We start from the raw sequence: 15568 nt of genomic DNA, 5'->3' as shown, positions 1-15568 counted from the left end.
TAGGGTAGGGGCACCCCCCAAGTGGGGGAGATGTCCGGCAGGACAGAGGGGGGCGCGAAGGGATCGCTGCGTGGCTCCAAAATCCTGCAATACCTGGCCGCGTGCCACTCCTCCAGACAGAACTATTTCCAACCTGATGTCGGGTTTGCGGCTGGTGTATCGTCCTTGGGGCGAAACCCGTCGCAAGCCTGGAGGACACCATGTCGTTGGAATCCGCTCAATCACCTGTTCAAACGCCGCGGCAGACCGCAGCAATTCTCATTGGCCGGCTGATCTTCGCGGCCGTCTTCCTGATGGCGGTGACCTTCAAGTTCATCGACATGGGCGCCACCGCGAGCTACATCGCCGCCGCCGGATTTCCGTTCCCGCTGTTTCTGGCCTGGAGCGCGGCCCTGCTCGAGGTCGTCCTCGTGCTGTGCTTCCTGACCGGCGCCTTCTTCTCGCAGGCCGCCCTTGTCGCCGCCGCCTATGTGCTGTTCCTTGCCTTTGCCTTCCACGGCCCGTCGCACTGGGCCGGCAATCAGGCCGAGTTCGGCTTCTTCGTCGATCACTTTACCTTCCTGGCCGGGCTGCTGTTTGCCGCCGTGCATGGGCCGGGCCGCGCGCTGACGCTGAACCGCGCATTCGCCAGATCCTGATCCGGGAGTTGCGGTCGCAAAGCACGGAGTACGAGACAGCCTTCTGCAGCCGTATCAGCAATGCCCTTGCCAATGGCAGGCTGACCTACGCCGATTATGTGAAGCTGCGTTCGCCCACCGCCGACAACAGCAAGGTCATCAGGATCATGCAGGGCCGCTAGACTGGCGCCTCGGCGCGTCAATTCTGTTCGCCGCCTCACATCTGGTCGTTGTAGGGTTCCTTCATCTGGCCGACCATGCGCGCCAGTTTGGAGAATGACGGCATGTCCGCTTCCGGCTGACACTGGTTCGCCAGTTCCAGCAGCCGGATCGGGAAGTTGACGGCATCGCGGCTCGAGGCCGACATGCCTTCGGAGCGCTCTTCGCTGGTCTCGCTGGCTTCGGCCTTGCGCAAGGCGATGTCTATCTCCTCGACCGTCAGCACGCCCTTGCGGACAAGGACCTGATTGATCGATGCGACGGCCATCAGCAGGCCCTCGAGTTGCAGATTGGCGACATTCATGGCTTTGCTCCCATTGGCAAAATTGCAAACGCGCGAACGCCGGTTCCGATCCGGACAGCTGCATCATATCGCGGCGGGCCGCCGAATTTTAGGCCGACCCGCAAGATTTCGCTTGCTTTGTGACGGCAGCTATGCTAGGAATATAGTCATGGTGCTGATTTGCGCCAACGACCCGCCCGCCGAGGCGGGTTTTTTGTTTTTAGCCTTCTCGAACGTTTGTGCCTGTGTTGCCGATATCAAATGTCGGCGGGACAGTACCCCCTCTGTCCTGCCGGACATCTCCCCCACTTGGGGGGAGATCGGCAGCTTCGGCGCATCGCCCGCCTCCAACTGTTGGAGATTGGCGAAAGCCAATGCGACATCAATCTCCCCCCAAGTGGGGGAGATGGCCGGCAGGCCAGAGGGGGCGCCAAGGAACGCGGCGCTTCCCGTAACGAATACTCCACCTACCAGAGACCGCCATGTCCAAGCGTTACGCCACCATCATCAGCGACGATGACGGCCGCGAGGTCGTCAGTGCCATTGGCGAATTCGAGGGCGCGCCCGATGTGCGCCATGGCCACTTCGAGCCGGTCGCGGCCGGTGTGCGGATCGGCATGGTCCGCGGCGGCCCGGTCGATGCTGCCGACGGCTTCGGGTTTGCGCAAATAGGCGTCAGCGCCGGTGCGGTTATTATCGTCCGGGCGGCGCTCAAAACCGCGTCAGGCGCCGGCAAAGTTGTGTCCGGCAAATCCGGCAGCGCGGCGGCAAAGCCGATGCGGCAAGGCTCGATGCGGTAAGGCGGGCGCGGAAGCCAAAGGCAAAGCCCGGCAAGCGGGCGCGCAAGAAACCTGCGCGCCCGGCCAAGAAAGCGGCCAAGAAAACAGCGAAGCCGGCGATGTCGGCCGGGACGGCGGGGTAGGGCATGACTGACGATCCTTTCGACGACGAACCGGCTGATGCGACCAAACCCAGGCCTTCCGGCCGGCCGAAGCGAGCGAAAAAAGCGCTTGCCGATGGTTTCCTGGAAGCCATCCGCGCCGATTTCCGGGCGCATGGCGCCAGTGTGATCGCCGAGGTTCGCACCGAAAAGCCCGATCAGTATCTGAAGATCGTGCTGTCGGTGCTGCCCAAGGATCTGCATCTCAACATCAACAATCTGGAAGCACTGAGCGATGACGAAATCAGGCAGCGCATCCGCGGCCTCGAAGCCGTCCTGCGGCCATTTCTCGAAAAGTCTGGCGTCGCGGGCCTCGCAAGACCAGGCTCCGCAAAACCGGGCCTCGCAAAACCAGGCCTCGACGGCGAAGACCGAGTATCTGAGCCTGCTCAGGGAATTGGACCGCAGGCGCCGCGCTAACCAGCTTGCCGCCTACCGGCCTTACCCGCGACAGGCCGAGTTCCATGCGGCCGGTGCTATCAACCGAGAACGCCTGTTCATGGCCGGCAATCAGCTCGGCAAGACAAGAGCCGGCGGTGCTGAATGGGCGATGCATCTCACCGGCCGCTATCCTGCGTGGTGGCAAGGCAAGGTTTTCGACACGGCCGTGCGGCTGGGCGCCCGGCGTCACCGCCGAGGGCACGCGCGACAACCCGCAGCGCATCCTGATCGGCCCGCCGCAGCAGCCGGCGGCGTGGGGCACCGGCATGATCCCGGCCGACGCTATTCTCATCATGGGGCGCGGCGCGCCGCATGGGCTGGACAGCGTGGTGGTGCGCCATGGCGGCGGTGGCGATGTGCAGGCCGATGAATCGGTGCTGTCGTTCAAGAGCTATGAAAAAGGCCGCGAGAAGTGGCAGGGCGAGACGCTGCGTGGTGTCTGGTTCGACGAGGAGCCGCCGCTCGACATCTATTCCGAAGGCCTGACCCGCACCAACGCGACAGGCGGCATCACCATCGTCACTTTTACGCCGCTGCTCGGCATGTCAGATGTGGTGTTGTTGTTTTTGTCGGCGGAGGAGGTGGAGGGAATGGGGAGGTGAGCTGGTTTTTGGGAAGGAAGCTTTCGCTTCCGCTCACCCGTTGCGTTCCTTCGCGCCCCCCTCTGTCCTGCCGGATATCTCCCCCACTTGGGGGGAGATTGGCAGCTTCCGCGTCCCGATTGCCTACAATCGTTGGAGATTGGCGAAAGCCAATGCGACAACCAATCTCCCCCCTCGTGGGGGAGATGTCCGGCAGGACAGAGGGGGGCGCTGTCCCGCCATCCAAAAAGTCCTTGGCCAAACAACACCATACGTCCGGCGCCTCCCAACATGATTCAAGCTGCGAGGGCGAAGATATGACCCGCCACGTCACCTTCATGACCATCGACGATGCCGAGCACTACACGCCGCAGCAGCGCGCCGCGATCATATCGGCCTATCCCGCGCATGAGCGCGAGGCGCGGGCAAAAGGCATTCCGGTGCTCGGCTCCGGCCGCATCTTTCCGGTGGCGGAGGAATTGGTCGCCTGCGAGCCGTTCCGGCTGCCGCGCTACTGGCCGCGGCTCGGGGCGCTGGATTTCGGCTGGGATCACCCTTCCGCTGCTGTCGAGCTCGCCTGGGATACGGAAGCCGACGTCGTCTATGTCGCAAAAGCCTGCCGCGCCTCGCAGCAGACGCCCGCCATGCAGGCGCTGACCCTAAAACCGTGGGGCGAATGGCTGCCCTGGGCATGGCCGCGCGACGGCCGCCGCGAGACGCTGGAAGGTGCGGGCGTGGCACTTGCCCGGCAATATGGCGCGCATGGGCTGAACATGCTTTCCAGCCATGCGCAGTTCGCCGACGGTTCGGTGTCGGTCGAGGCCGGGCTGATGGAGATGCTCGACCGCATGCAGAGCGGCCGCTTCAAGGTATTCTCGACGCTTCTGCCCTGGTTCGAGGAGTTTCGGCTCTACCACCGCAAAGACGGCCAGGTGGTAAAACTGCGCGACGATCTGATGGCGGCGACACGCTATGGCGTGATGATGCTGAGGGAAGCGATGGTCGACCCGGCTGAGTTCAAGACAGGGCGCAAACGGTCGGCGGGGCAGAGTGATCCGCTGGGGCTTTCCGGTGAGGGGACCGCGTCCCCTGGCCCCCTTGGCCCGCCGATGACCGTTCGCATTGTCAGCGCTACGCTGCGCGACCTCAGCTACATCGCCGCCAATCTGCGGCCCGAAGACCGGGCCGAGATCGACTGCCAGTTCGACGAATGGTCGCCGGCGCTGCTGGCGCTGACGGCGCTGCAGGGTTTTGCGTATGTTGCCGAGCTGGACGGCAATCCGGAGGCCGGCTTTGGCGCCGCCGAACAGCGCGGCGGCTTATGGATCGCCTGGAGCTGGGGCACACGCCGCATGAAGCGCTGCGTGCCTGGTATCACGGCGTTCTTTCACGCCGTGCTCGGTCCGCAGGTTGCCGCGCACGGCGCCTGGCGGGTCGAGGCGCGGGCGCTGGCCACCGATGAATTGGCGCTGCGCTGGCTGGCCCGGCTTGGCGCCACGCAGCGCTGCCGCCTGCCGGGCTACGGCAAAAACGGCGAGGATTTTTTTCTCTATGACTGGACAAGAGAAAGCTGGAACCATGTGCCTATTTCAAAAGCCGCCGGCGCTGAAGCCGCTGCCACCGACACCGACCATTGCCGACAAGGACGTGCAGGCGCGAGAAGCCGCACTCAGGGCTGAGCTGGAGCAGCGCCAGGGCACCGCGGGAACGGTCAAGACCGATTTGTCGCCGAGCGACCTCACCGGCCAGCGTCGCGTGCTGCTGGGGGTGTGATGATGGGTGCGATGAAGGGCACGCGTCGTAGGCGCGTGCTGGCCGGTGGTATTGGCGCCGGCATGCGAAATTGGTGAAGCGGCGAGGGTGAAGAGCACCCCTTCTCCCCTTCTTGTTGTGGGAGAAGGTGGATCGGCGCTTTAGCGCCGAGACGGATGAGGGGTGCTGGAAGAAATGAGGCAGTGGATTTTTGCGGTATGCCAAGCTGGAACACCCCTCTTCCGACCTCGCTTCGCGCAGCCACCTTCTCCCACAAGAAGGGGAGAAGGCAAGGCTCTTCAGCGCCCTCACCCCGGCTTGCGCGCGAACGCCCAGACCATCAGCGGATATTCCTCGTCGTTGCTGAGGTCGCGCCATAGGCCGTAGGAGCGCACCGGCCCGCCGATATGGGCCTTTGCGCAGGCTCTGTTGCCCCAGCTGAACACTTCTATCTCGGATTCCGGGAAGCCGCCTTCGACCAGCAGCTGCTTCAGGCCGGCGGGGGTCCAGCGGTTGTAGTCGTGCGGCCTGGCATGCACCCTGAACAGGAACGGCGTCGCCACCATCGCCCAGCCGCCCGGCCGGGTCATGGCGTGGATATTCTGTGCCGCGGCAAGCGGGCGCTGCACATGCTCCAGCACCTGGTCGGCGATGACGACGGAATACTGCCGGTCGGTGCGGTCCTTGCAGATGTCGAATTCGGGGAAATCGACCGATGTATAGTTGGAGCACATCGTCTTCCAGTGGCGGTTCCAGCCGGGCGAGATCTCGATCACGTCAGAGGATTTGCGGCCGTCGACCTCAAGAAACGCGGTGAACGCCTCGATCTGCCTGATGCGCAGCCAATTGCGGGAATCGTAGCCGAGCAGCCGTTTTGCAACCTGCTTGCTTCGCCTCTTCAGGGCGCCGGGTAGGCTTTCCGTCATTGTCAAATCGATCTCCTTGAGTCGCCGCCGCGCCCCCTTGAATATGGCAAAAGCGAACAAAATTCGACCTGGCCTTGGCAATATCTGGGCTTCGAACAAGCTGATGCCACCGAAGAAAGAAATGCCATGGCGAGCGATTCCCGTGCCCACGATATCCTGTCGCGACAGGCGGAACTGGAGAGCGAGCGCAGCCAGTATGAGGCTGTCTGGGAGGCGGTGTCGGAATTCTGCGACCCCGACGCGCCCGATGTCTGGAGTGGGCGCCGGGGCGCGGAACCACAGGCCGAGCGGCAGGAGCGGCGCGGCGCCCGTGTCTACGCCAACACCATCAACTCGGCCGCCAACCGGCTGGCTGCGGGGCTGGAAAGCCTGATCATTCCGCAGTCGGAGAAATGGCACGGGCTGTCGACCGCCGCCATGAATGACGAGGAGACCGACGAGGAGAAGGAATGGGCGGAGGCGCTTCGCGATTTCCTGTTTGCGCTGCGCTATTCGGCCAATTCGAATTTCGTGCCGGCGACGCAGGCCTGCCTGCGCAACGTCGTGCGCTACGGCCCGGCCTATCTCTACGCCGAGGAGGGCTTTGGCGGCACGCTGATCCGCTATGCCTCGATCCCGGTGGTCGAGGGCTACCTCTGCCGCAACCGCTGGGGCCAGGTCGACATTTTCCACCGCCGCTATGAGCGCACGGCACGGCAGGCGGCGCAGCTGCTCGGCTATGACAAGCTGCCGGCGCGGATCAAAATGCTGGTCGACGACCCGGCCAAGTGCGAGACTAAAATTTCGCTGATCCAGTGCATCCAGCCGCGCGACGAGCGCAAGATGTACAATCTGGCCGGGACTTATGATTATCTCGACACGGCGTTCGCCTCTTATCACGTCGTCGAGGACGAGGAGGTCATCGTCAGGGAGAGCGGTTTCCGCTCCTTCCCCGTGTCGTGCTTCAACTGGCGCCGCTATGAGGGCGACCCGTATGGCATCTCGCCGACCATCGAGGCGCTGACCACGGTGCGCGAGGAAAACGCCGTGCGCCGCTCCGGCCTCAGGGCGCTGCAGCAGATCACCGATCCGGCGACCGCGTCGAAGGCGCGGCTCGACTATGTGCCGGTGCTTAATCCCGGCGAAAATTATCCCGGCTTGATCGACGACAATGGCCGACCGCTGATTGCGCCGACCGCTGTGGGCCAGAACCCGACCCATGCGTTCAACTACGCGGAAAGCCGGGCCGAGGAGATCCGCGACATGATGTTCGTCAACCTGTTCCAGACGCTGGTGCAGAACCCGCAGATGACGGCGACCGAAGCCTTGATCCGGCAGGAGGAGAAGGGCGCGCTGCTCGGGCCCTCCGGCTCGATCATCCAGGCCGGTTTTGCCTCCAATCTCGACCGCGAGCTCGGTATCCTCGAGGACAAAGGATTGTACGAGGAAGACAGCCGATTCCTGCCGCCGGCGAGCCTCGCCGGCAAGGCGGTGCGGCCGACCTTCACCGGCCCGCTCGACGTGCTGCGCCGCTCGGCCGAGGCGCGCGACACCATCCAGGTGGTGACCACGGCCATGCAGATGGCGCAGTTCGACCCTGGCGTGATGGACAATATCGACGGCGACGAGGCGCTCAAGATCGTGCAGAGCGCCGGCCGCAGCCCGCAACGCATTTTTCGCCGCCACGACGAAGTGGCTGATATTGGCGACGCCAGAGCCAGGGCTCAACAAGCGCAGGCCGGCATGGCGGCGATCGCCACCGCCGGCAAGGTTGCCAGGGATGCCGTGCCGGCGGCGGTTCAGGCGCGCGACAGCGGCCTGCTCGACAGTCTCAGCGGGCTGATGCCGCAGGGCGGCGAGGGCGGCCGCGCATGAGCGGCAAACGCTTCGCCCATTCGCGCCAGGCCGGCGGCCCGGCCAAGGCGCAGGATGCGCTGACCAGGGCCTATCTCAGGGTGTTCTCAGGCCAGGACGGCGAGATGGTGCTGGCCGACCTGGCGGCGGCGACCGGCTATTACCGCCGCCCGTCCTATGGCGAGTGGCTGGCCAAGACCAGGACGCCGAACGGCTTCGAGCTGCACAGCGCGCTGAGCAACGCGCGCGCCGAAGTGGTGCAGCACATCATGGGGTTTTTGACATTGGACGAAGCGCAACTGGCGGCGCTGGAGAAGGCGGCGAGATTGGAGGGGAGGTAGGGGTGAAGGCGCGAAGGCGCGAAGCGCCCCCCTCTGGCCTGCCGGCCATCTCCCCCACTTGGGGGGAGATTGGCTGTCATCTTTTGATTTCGCCCAATCGCCTACCTCGAAAAGAGGCGCTGTCGGCGGACCTGCCAATCTCCCCCCTTGTGGGGGAGATGTCCGGCAGGACAGAGGGGGCGCTGTCCCGCCGGCGTATCAAGTCGCACCGGCGAGCCCCGCCTCGATGACGATGTGCTGGCAGACATTGTCGATGTCGCGAATGACGTCGTCGTTCCAGAAGCGCAGGATGGTCCAGCCACCCCGTTCCAGACGCTTTGTCCTCGCCTCATCGCCTGCATTGGCGTCGGCATGCTGCGAACCATCGACTTCGACGACGAGCTTTCTCTACGGGCAAGCGAAGTCGACGATGTAACCGGCGATCGGAAATTGTCTCCGGAATCCAAGCCCCATCAGCCGATGTGCGCGAAGCTCATTCCAGAGCTTCAATTCAGCGTCGGTCATCGCTTTGCGCATCGATTTGGCATTTGCGCGATTTGCGGAGGCAGTGGCGTGTGAGGCATCGGTCAATGCTCGGTCGTTATTGAGGGTGGCGCTCTACGGACATCTCCCCCACTTGGGGGGAGATCGGCCGTCGCCGCTGATTTCGCCAATCGCCAACAAGAAAGGAGCCGGCGTCGGTGTTCCCTGGAACGACCAGCGCCGCGCTATCGCTCAATAATCGCCGCGGTAGTAGCGGTCGTCGCAAGGTGCGGTGTAGATGCGGCCGTAGCGGTCCTGATAGCGGCAAAGCTGTTCGCCGCGCCGCTGCGGCGTCGTTGCGCTGCCGACGACCGCCCCCAGCAGGGCGCCGCTGGCTGCGCCGATAACCGTGCTCTTGGTGTCGCGGCCCAGGGCCTGACCGACGAGAGCGCCGCCAGCGCCGCCGACCAGGGCGCCAGTAGTGGCTCTTTGCTGGCCTTCGGTCTGTGCACATCCTGCCAGCGCGGCAGTCACAAGCAGGGCGGCAATGGCTTTGTACATGGTCATCGTCTGATACTCCGTTGAAGCCTATGAACTAATACACTGGCTGGTTTTGCCAAGTGTTTGCCAAGTGCGGTCGCATTGCGGCGGAACAGCGGCAACCGCTCGTCACGAAATGCGACATGGTTTCTTTCGTCTTGACGGCGAGTGCCTCCGACTCTGAAAGATCGTACTCAAACAAGGCGATAGGGTCAGGCTCTGTCGAAAAGAATCAGGCTGCGGCCGCAACGATTCCGTCGGGTCCAGCCGACCCCTCAACAATCCAATAATACGCCTGGCTGAACTGGCCAGCGCTCGTTTCCATTTGCAAACAACAAGAAGGAATCTTCTCATGACAGATCTGGCAGACGCCGGGTCCGTGGTGGCGTCACCACCGGCGGGCAACCTTGCAGGGCCACCGGCCGCCGGGGACAACGGGTCCGCCCCACCGGCCGGCAACAGCTGGTTTGACGGTCTTTCCGAAGGCAACCGCAAGCTCGCTGAAACCAAGGGCTGGACCGAGCCTGAAAGCCTCGACCGGGTTCTCACCTCCTATGCGGAGCTGGAACGGCAGCAGGGCGAAAGCCTGCGCATTCCCGCAGCGGACGCAGCTGCGGAAGACTGGGACAGGTTCCATGCCCGGCTGCCTGAGGCGATGCGCCCGCTGACATCGCCAGACAAGGTCGAGTACAGGCGCCCCGACGGGCTTCCCGAAGGCTTCGGCTATTCGGACGAGCTCGCCAACGCGTCCAAGGCGTGGGCCGTCGAGGCCGGCGCCACGCCGAAGGTGGCGCAGGCCTATCACGACCGCTTCGTCGGCTACATGGCCGAACAGGCCAAGGCGCAGCAGATCGCTCTTGCCCGTTCGGTCGAGGCCACTCACGACGACCTGCTCCGGGATTGGGGACCGACCGACAGCGACGGCTTTCGTAGGAGATTGGAGGTCGCCAACCGGGCGATGAAGAAGCTCGGCCTGGTCGATGCCTACAAGGCGAAGGGCATCCTCCTGCCTGACGGCGCCTTGACCGATCCGCAGATCGCAAGGCGTTCCAGGCCATTGGCGAGGCGATGTTCAGGGAAGACACAATCGACGGCGGCGCGGCTTCGAGCGGAGGCAATCCGTTCAAGCGCAACGCCGCCGGCGAACGCAACCTGACCGATATCTCGGCCATCGTCAGAAGCGACCCCGTCCGCGCCCGGCGGCTGGCACGCGAGGCCGGCGAAAACCCCGATCTCTGGATACCGAACAACCCCCTCTAAAGCTGTGTCGATATTCAGGTGATGCCGGCCTGCAAACGACGGCTTTCTGCGCTTCCGGTGCTCACGGACCAGCGCATGACCCCGGGAAACCGATTTCGGTTTCCCGGAAAGGATCATGCGCAAATGCAAAGTGTTAGAGCGTCCTTTGCGCGTCCAATTGGACGCGCAGCGCTCTAATGTCCGCTCCGCTCCGATTCTCGAAAGCCATCTGTTTGGTCGCTGCGCGCCCGTCTTCGACTCCGGCTCGGCCTGACCTGAATCTCAACACACCTTCTCCGCCCATCAACTCCTGAAGGAAAGACAAAATGGCAGACGCCTATACCCGTATCGCGGACGCGATCGTTCCGTCGGTCTACGCCCAATACTCGTTCGAGGAGCACGTCCAGTCGCTCGAGATCTATCAGGCCGGAATCCTGTTTTCCGACCCGGCCATCGCCTCGAAGCTCTCCATGGGCGGGCGTTCCGTCGACATGCCCGGCTGGAAGGATCTCGGCAACGATCCGTCCGAGCCGGTCAATGACGATCCGGCCGACTCGATCGAGATGAAGAAGATCGGCGCGCGCCGCGAGGTCGCCGCCCGCAATGTCGGCGCCCAGGCCTGGGGCATTCCGGACCTGACCTCGATCCTGGCCGGCGACGACCCGCAGAAGCTGATCGTGCGGCGCCAGACCGACTACTGGCAGCGTGCCAACAAGCTGACGCTGCTCGGCATCCTGAAGGGCGTGGTGGCCGACAACCTCGCCAATGATGCCGGCGATCTGGTGCGCGTCACCGGCGCCTCCATCGTCGACACCGACATCATCGAGGCTGCCTATCTGATGGGCGACCGCGCCGACAAGTTCAAGACGATCTGGATGCACTCCAAGCAGATGAAGGCGTTGAAGCTCGCCGACCTCATCGACTATGTGCCGCCGTCCGAGCAGGGCGGGCGCTGATCCCCTACTATATGGGGCTGCGGGCCGTCATCGACGACGACATCCCGGTCGCCGCGGGCGTCTACACGGCATTCATGTTCAAGGACAAGGCGATCCTGTGGAACGAGCTGCCGGTCAATACCGAAGGCGGCCCGCTGGAGTTCGACCGCAAGCCGCGCCAGGGCCATGGCGGCGGCGTCACCGAAATGGTCGCCCGTCGCCACTTCGTTCCGCGCGTGCCCGGCACCCGCTTCCTCGACGCGTCGACGGCCGGCGAATTCGCCACCGACGCCGAGCTGGCGCTGGCGGCGAACTGGGACCGCACGGCGTCGAGCGTCAAGCACATGACGTTCATTGCGCTGAAGACGACCGAAGCCTGAGAGACCGGAAGGGGCGGGGTAAAGAACTCCCGCCCTCCTGGATTCGGACAATGTGGTGAACACGCCGTGCTGCGCCAAAGTGGAATGAGAGCGTCTGGCCGCATTGTTGTTGTTGCACGTTGGTCGATCGCCGCCACCAAACTGTTACACAAGAGGACGATGCTGCCTTATCGTGGCAAGGGAGGTAACCATGGATATGACATACAAGGCAGTTCAGGACGTGCTCCGAAAAGCGGGCATTGTCATTAGCAAAAAGGGCGAAGTTCACCGCATAAACTTCTTCAGCGGTCTGGAAAACACCGCCTACTACACGACAAGTCTTGGGGAAGCCCGGGACAGGGGCTTGGCGATGGCGAGAGGCGCCGGAAGGTTGCCGGCAGTCGCTGTTGCCAAGTCGCGCGGCACAGGGCGGCCGACGAGCGCACAGTTGGGCTGACGCCGCAGGATGTCATCGCCGCGTCGCGCGGCGATATTGTGAAACTGCAGATTCAGGTGGCGCACGCCACCAGTTTTCTTTCGGTCGCGTTCCGTCGCGCCCCCCTCTGTCCTGCCGGACATCTCCCCCACTTGGGGGGAGATTGGCTGTCACCGCTGTTTTCGCCAACCTTCAACATTGCAGGACTAAGCGGAGCGGCAGGACAGAGGGGGCGCGACGGAACGCGACCTTTCCCACAATCCCACCCACCCAGAGCGCTTTTTGCCGTGGGGCATGCCCTGCTTTTCCCGATCCACACAGACGGAGGCCTAAAACCATGGACATCATCCCGCTCGACATCGCCAACATGGCGCTTGGCGTCCTTGACGAGGCGCCGATCGACAGCCTTGATCAGGATGTCAAACCGGCTCGCCTGCTCAACCTGCATTTCGACCTGACGCGCGAGGCGGAGCTGACGAAACATGCCTGGTGTTCGCAATCCTGGCGGCCGCCGTCGCCGGGTCCGATATCGGCAGTGGCGCGGGCACGCTGAACTTTGCCTATGAATTGCCCGTGGACTGCCTGCGGGTTTTGCCGCTGACCCACAATGGCGAGCCGGATGGCGTGCCGATCTCGTGGCGCCAGGAAGCCGGGCTGATCTATTGCGACCGGTCGGGGCCGCTGATCATCCGCTACGTCGCCAACCTCACCGATCCGAACGACTGGGACGCGACGTTCTCCGAAGTGCTGGTTGCAGCGCTTGCCGCCAAGATCGCGCATCCGCTGACCACAAGGCGGGCATGATCGACATCGCCCGCGGTGCCTATGACCGGGCGCTGGACGCGGCGTTCCACGCCAACACCATCCAGCGTGGCGGCAGGTTTTCAACGTCGTCCTGGGCCGTGCAGCGCGGCGACAACCGCTACTGGCGCGCCTGATGCCGACGCTTTATCCTATCCAGGACACCTTCGTCCGTGGCGAGATCAGTCCGCGATTGCACGCGCGCGCCTCGCTCGACCTTTACCGCGCGGCACTCTCCCGGTGCGAAAACTTCGTCACCTTGCCGCATGGCGGTATCCGCAAGCGCGGCGGGTCGTACTTTTGCGCGGAGGTCAAGGATTCGTCGAAGAAGACGCGCGGCATCCCGTTCATCTTCTCGGCAGATCAGGCCTACATGCTTGAATTCGGCGATCTCTACATCCGCGTCCATGCCTATGGCGCCCGCGTCGGCTCGGTGGAAGTGGTCACCCCCTATCTCGAAGCCGATCTGTTCGACCTGCAATTCGTCCAGTCCGCCGACCAGATGTGGATCACTCACAAAAACTACCTGCCGCAGGTTCTCACCCGCACGGCGCACACCACCTGGACGCTGGCCGAGTTCGTCTTTCTCGACGGCCCCTATGACGACATCAACACAAGCGCGACCACGCTGACGCCTGCCGAGAGCGGCGCTGTTCATCCCCAAATGACCAGCGATACGCTGCCAACCGGGACCGCCGCGGCAACCGCTGGCACCGCATGGCACGTGTTCGACCGTGACAACGGAACAAACCTCACCTCTGGCGTGACAACCGCGTTCGTTTCGTATGATTTCGCCGGCGCGTCGACCAAAGTTTGCGATGCCTACTGGATTCGGGTGAACTCCACTGGCGGCACCAAGGCGCCTGTGGCCTGGGATTTCCAGGGGTTTTGACGGCACCAACTGGATCTCGCTTGACAGCCGGATAGCGGAAACCGGCTGGTCACGCAGCGAAGTGCGATTTTATGAATTCCAGAATGAGACAGCCTACCAGTCCTACCGGCTGAATATCACTGCGTCTGAAGACGATACCAACATGGATATCGCCGAAATGGGCTGGCATGAAGACGGCGACACAATGACGCCGTTTGATCTCACGGCGTCCTCGATCGTCGGCATCAATGACGGCACCGGCTTCCAGACCAGCGATGTCGGCCGGACCATTCGTTTGCTCGGCTCGGATGCTGTCTGGCGCTGGGCGCGCATCACCAGCCGCAGCAGCGCGACGGTGGTCAAAGTCCGGCTGTATGGGCATGCGCTGCCAAATCTCAGCCCGATCGCCCGCTGGCGCCTCGGCACCTTCGTTCCCGGCAAATATGTTCAATCTGGTTCGCTGTACGAGGAGCGCCTGGCCTTCAGCCGAAAATTCTCCGTCTATGCCTCGGCAACCGGTGATTTCGACAATTTCGCCACCGGCGAGAAGGACGACGACGCGCTGGAATTCGTCCAGGCCGGTGGTGGCCAGGCCAACGATATCACCTGGATTGCCGAATCCGACGGGGCGCTGATCACGCTGGGCGGCATCCGGGCGCTGTCCGGCTCGGGCATCGATGAAGCGCTTACGCCGTCATCGTTCAAAAACCGCCGCTCGCGCACCTTTGGCTGCGCGCCGCTGCGCCCGGTCGACGCCGGGCAATCGTTCCTGTTCGTCACAAGGTCGCGCAAATCGATCGCCGAACTGACCCAGAGCCCGACTGGCAAATTCACCTCGGAGGATGTCGGCCAGGTTTCCGAGCACATCCCGAAGCAGGGCGTCGTCGAACTGGCGTTCCAGACCGATCCCGACCCGCTGCTGTGGTTCCCGCTGGATAATGGCGAGCTTGGCGGCTACACCCACCAGCCCTCGCAGGAAGTCCGCGGCATGCACCGGCATCGCATCGCCGGAACGTTCTCAGGTTCAGTATGGGGCATCAATCATGACCTCACCGTGGCCGCTGGGGCGGTTTCCTTGCCCGGTGGTGCGGCATCGGCGTCGAACAATTGCTGGCGCAGCTGCTCGATCAGCCAGTGCGCCATGCACCAGCGCTCGCCGAGGGCAGCGGCGCAGCAACACGGCAAAGGCGCTCGCCCAGGCGATGATCGCGCAGGACCCGAAACGCGCTGCCGAAATTCTGGGTGCTGTGCCGGCTGACGCCCGCCTCGCGGACCTTACGCTTGACGAAAGGCAGGCGTTCATCCGACAGGCCAGCGCGGCGATGCGAGCAGTCGATGGGCGCGCGACAATGGTTTAGTTTCTGGCGATTAGTTTCTGGCGGCCGGCGGTCTGATTGTGGTCACGATGTTGACTTATCGCATCCATACAAGCAGAGCGGTCTCATGCAACCTTTTCAGATCAAGGACTGACCCATCTTGTTGCGCACAGGCTCTTTTCCGATGATGGCAAGGATCGTCTTCCTGGTCACGTTGGCCGGCGTTCTCCTGCTCACGCTTCTGCCGGCGCGGTTCTTGCCGGATCTCGGCACCGCCGTCACGCTTTACGACGACAAGCTGGAGCACGCCATCGCATTTGCCGTGCTCGCGGCGTTGGGCAGCCTCGGCTGGCCGGAACACAGGACAAGGCTGATTTTTGTCCTCGCCTTTACCGGCGCGGCAATCGAGGTTCTTCAGGGCGCGCAACTGATCGGGCGTGATCTGGACGGGTTCGACTGGGTTGCCGACTGCGCCGGCATAGCGTTGGGACTGACAATCGCCGGGACAAGCAGGCGCGTTGGCAGGCGCGTCGGCGGATTGCCATAGGTCGCAGCTTTTTCGGGTTTCTCTCAAGGCGTGGCAAATCGCCAGCACGGGAGATTAGCCGAACCACCCCTCCCTTCGTCACCCCTGGGCGAAGCAAGAGCGAAGCTCCGTCGCGGAGACCCTGGGATC

19 protein-coding genes and 3 pseudogenes are annotated in these 15568 nt (G+C 63.6%); 18 read left to right on the top strand and 4 right to left on the bottom strand.

All coding sequences use genetic code 11. The features are described from left to right. Positions 1-200: 200 nt before the first annotated feature. Together NMG80_RS02505 and NMG80_RS02500 are read left to right on the top strand one after the other, a co-directional pair. Positions 201-638, top strand: a complete 438-nt coding sequence (locus NMG80_RS02505) for a DoxX family protein (protein ID WP_254016678.1) — start codon at positions 201-203, stop codon at positions 636-638. 8 nt (positions 639-646) lie between these two features. After that, positions 647-799, top strand: coding sequence for a hypothetical protein (locus NMG80_RS02500; protein WP_254016677.1), 153 nt, complete (start codon positions 647-649; stop codon positions 797-799). Positions 800-834: 35 nt separating this feature from the next. On the opposite strand, the gene NMG80_RS02495 is transcribed toward NMG80_RS02500, so the two are convergent. Then, on the bottom strand, positions 835-1140 hold the full coding sequence (locus NMG80_RS02495; RefSeq protein ID WP_023803842.1) for a hypothetical protein: 306 nt from the start codon (positions 1138-1140) through the stop codon (positions 835-837). Positions 1141-1601: 461 nt separating this feature from the next. Between NMG80_RS02495 and NMG80_RS02490 the strand changes: the two genes are divergently transcribed. The 4 genes and pseudogenes from NMG80_RS02490 to NMG80_RS02475 all read left to right on the top strand — a co-directional run. Then, the gene (locus NMG80_RS02490) at positions 1602-1919 is read left to right on the top strand and encodes a hypothetical protein (RefSeq protein WP_254016676.1); all 318 of its coding nucleotides are present in this window, start codon (positions 1602-1604) and stop codon (positions 1917-1919) included. A 125-nt stretch (positions 1920-2044) separates the two neighbouring features. Continuing rightward, positions 2045-2479, top strand: coding sequence for a hypothetical protein (locus tag NMG80_RS02485; protein ID WP_254016675.1), 435 nt, complete (start codon positions 2045-2047; stop codon positions 2477-2479). Beyond that, positions 2439-3069, top strand: a pseudogene (locus NMG80_RS02480) (terminase large subunit domain-containing protein); the annotation flags it as partial. The gene NMG80_RS02485 and the pseudogene NMG80_RS02480, both read left to right, overlap by 41 nt. Before the next feature lie 335 nt (positions 3070-3404). After that, positions 3405-4079 (top strand): annotated as a pseudogene (locus tag NMG80_RS02475) (phage terminase large subunit family protein); the annotation flags it as partial. Between the two features lie 1062 nt (positions 4080-5141). Here NMG80_RS02475 and NMG80_RS02470 read toward each other — a convergent pair. Beyond that, entirely contained in the window at positions 5142-5759 is a 618-nt protein-coding gene (locus tag NMG80_RS02470; protein ID WP_254016674.1) for a methyltransferase domain-containing protein, read from the bottom strand. Between the two features lie 126 nt (positions 5760-5885). Between NMG80_RS02470 and NMG80_RS02465 the strand changes: the two genes are divergently transcribed. Together NMG80_RS02465 and NMG80_RS02460 are read left to right on the top strand one after the other, a co-directional pair. Then, entirely contained in the window at positions 5886-7613 is a 1728-nt protein-coding gene (locus tag NMG80_RS02465) for a portal protein (protein ID WP_254016673.1), read from the top strand. Then, the gene (locus NMG80_RS02460; protein WP_254016672.1) at positions 7610-7933 is read left to right on the top strand and encodes a Bbp19 family protein; all 324 of its coding nucleotides are present in this window, start codon (positions 7610-7612) and stop codon (positions 7931-7933) included. Before NMG80_RS02465 ends, NMG80_RS02460 begins: the two co-directional genes overlap by 4 nt. Positions 7934-8131: 198 nt before the next feature. Here NMG80_RS02460 and NMG80_RS02455 read toward each other — a convergent pair. Together NMG80_RS02455 and NMG80_RS02450 are read right to left on the bottom strand one after the other, a co-directional pair. Then, a pseudogene (locus NMG80_RS02455) lies at positions 8132-8496 on the bottom strand (endonuclease domain-containing protein). A 151-nt stretch (positions 8497-8647) separates the two neighbouring features. Continuing rightward, positions 8648-8962, bottom strand: a complete 315-nt coding sequence (locus NMG80_RS02450) for a YMGG-like glycine zipper-containing protein (protein WP_095490674.1) — start codon at positions 8960-8962, stop codon at positions 8648-8650. Between the two features lie 325 nt (positions 8963-9287). Between NMG80_RS02450 and NMG80_RS02445 the strand changes: the two genes are divergently transcribed. The 10 genes from NMG80_RS02445 to NMG80_RS02400 all read left to right on the top strand — a co-directional run bounded on the left by NMG80_RS02445 (position 9288) and on the right by NMG80_RS02400 (position 15439). Further along, on the top strand, positions 9288-10091 hold the full coding sequence (locus NMG80_RS02445; protein ID WP_254016671.1) for a hypothetical protein: 804 nt from the start codon (positions 9288-9290) through the stop codon (positions 10089-10091). A gap of 409 nt (positions 10092-10500) precedes the next feature. After that, on the top strand, positions 10501-11130 hold the full coding sequence (locus NMG80_RS02440; RefSeq protein WP_254016670.1) for a hypothetical protein: 630 nt from the start codon (positions 10501-10503) through the stop codon (positions 11128-11130). A gap of 11 nt (positions 11131-11141) precedes the next feature. Next, the gene (locus tag NMG80_RS02435; RefSeq protein ID WP_254016669.1) at positions 11142-11489 is read left to right on the top strand and encodes a hypothetical protein; all 348 of its coding nucleotides are present in this window, start codon (positions 11142-11144) and stop codon (positions 11487-11489) included. 190 nt (positions 11490-11679) lie between these two features. Continuing rightward, positions 11680-11925: a hypothetical protein gene (locus NMG80_RS02430; RefSeq protein WP_254016668.1), complete on the top strand. Its 246-nt coding sequence runs from the start codon at positions 11680-11682 to the stop codon at positions 11923-11925. Positions 11926-12241: 316 nt separating this feature from the next. Next, a complete protein-coding gene (locus tag NMG80_RS02425; protein WP_254016667.1) occupies positions 12242-12457 on the top strand; it encodes a phage connector family protein in 216 nt (71 codons plus the stop codon). After that, on the top strand, positions 12394-12708 hold the full coding sequence (locus NMG80_RS02420; protein ID WP_254016666.1) for a phage connector family protein: 315 nt from the start codon (positions 12394-12396) through the stop codon (positions 12706-12708). The genes NMG80_RS02425 and NMG80_RS02420 overlap by 64 nt, the downstream gene beginning before the upstream one ends. Continuing rightward, positions 12705-12842 (top strand): hypothetical protein, encoded by a 138-nt coding sequence (locus NMG80_RS02415; protein ID WP_254016665.1) that lies wholly within the window; start codon positions 12705-12707, stop codon positions 12840-12842. The genes NMG80_RS02420 and NMG80_RS02415 overlap by 4 nt, the downstream gene beginning before the upstream one ends. Then, positions 12842-13597 (top strand): phage tail protein, encoded by a 756-nt coding sequence (locus NMG80_RS02410; RefSeq protein WP_254016664.1) that lies wholly within the window; start codon positions 12842-12844, stop codon positions 13595-13597. The genes NMG80_RS02415 and NMG80_RS02410 overlap by 1 nt, the downstream gene beginning before the upstream one ends. Before the next feature lie 142 nt (positions 13598-13739). Then, positions 13740-14834, top strand: a complete 1095-nt coding sequence (locus tag NMG80_RS02405; protein WP_254016663.1) for a phage tail protein — start codon at positions 13740-13742, stop codon at positions 14832-14834. Between the two features lie 242 nt (positions 14835-15076). Beyond that, positions 15077-15439: a VanZ family protein gene (locus NMG80_RS02400; protein ID WP_254016662.1), complete on the top strand. Its 363-nt coding sequence runs from the start codon at positions 15077-15079 to the stop codon at positions 15437-15439. The last annotated feature ends 129 nt before the right edge of the window (positions 15440-15568 follow it).

The organism is Mesorhizobium escarrei, from assembly GCF_935825525.1.
Taxonomy (GTDB): Bacteria; Pseudomonadota; Alphaproteobacteria; order Rhizobiales; family Rhizobiaceae; genus Mesorhizobium; species Mesorhizobium escarrei.
Note: the sequence above shows the minus strand (reverse complement) of the source record. Positions and strands in the feature narration are given on the sequence as shown.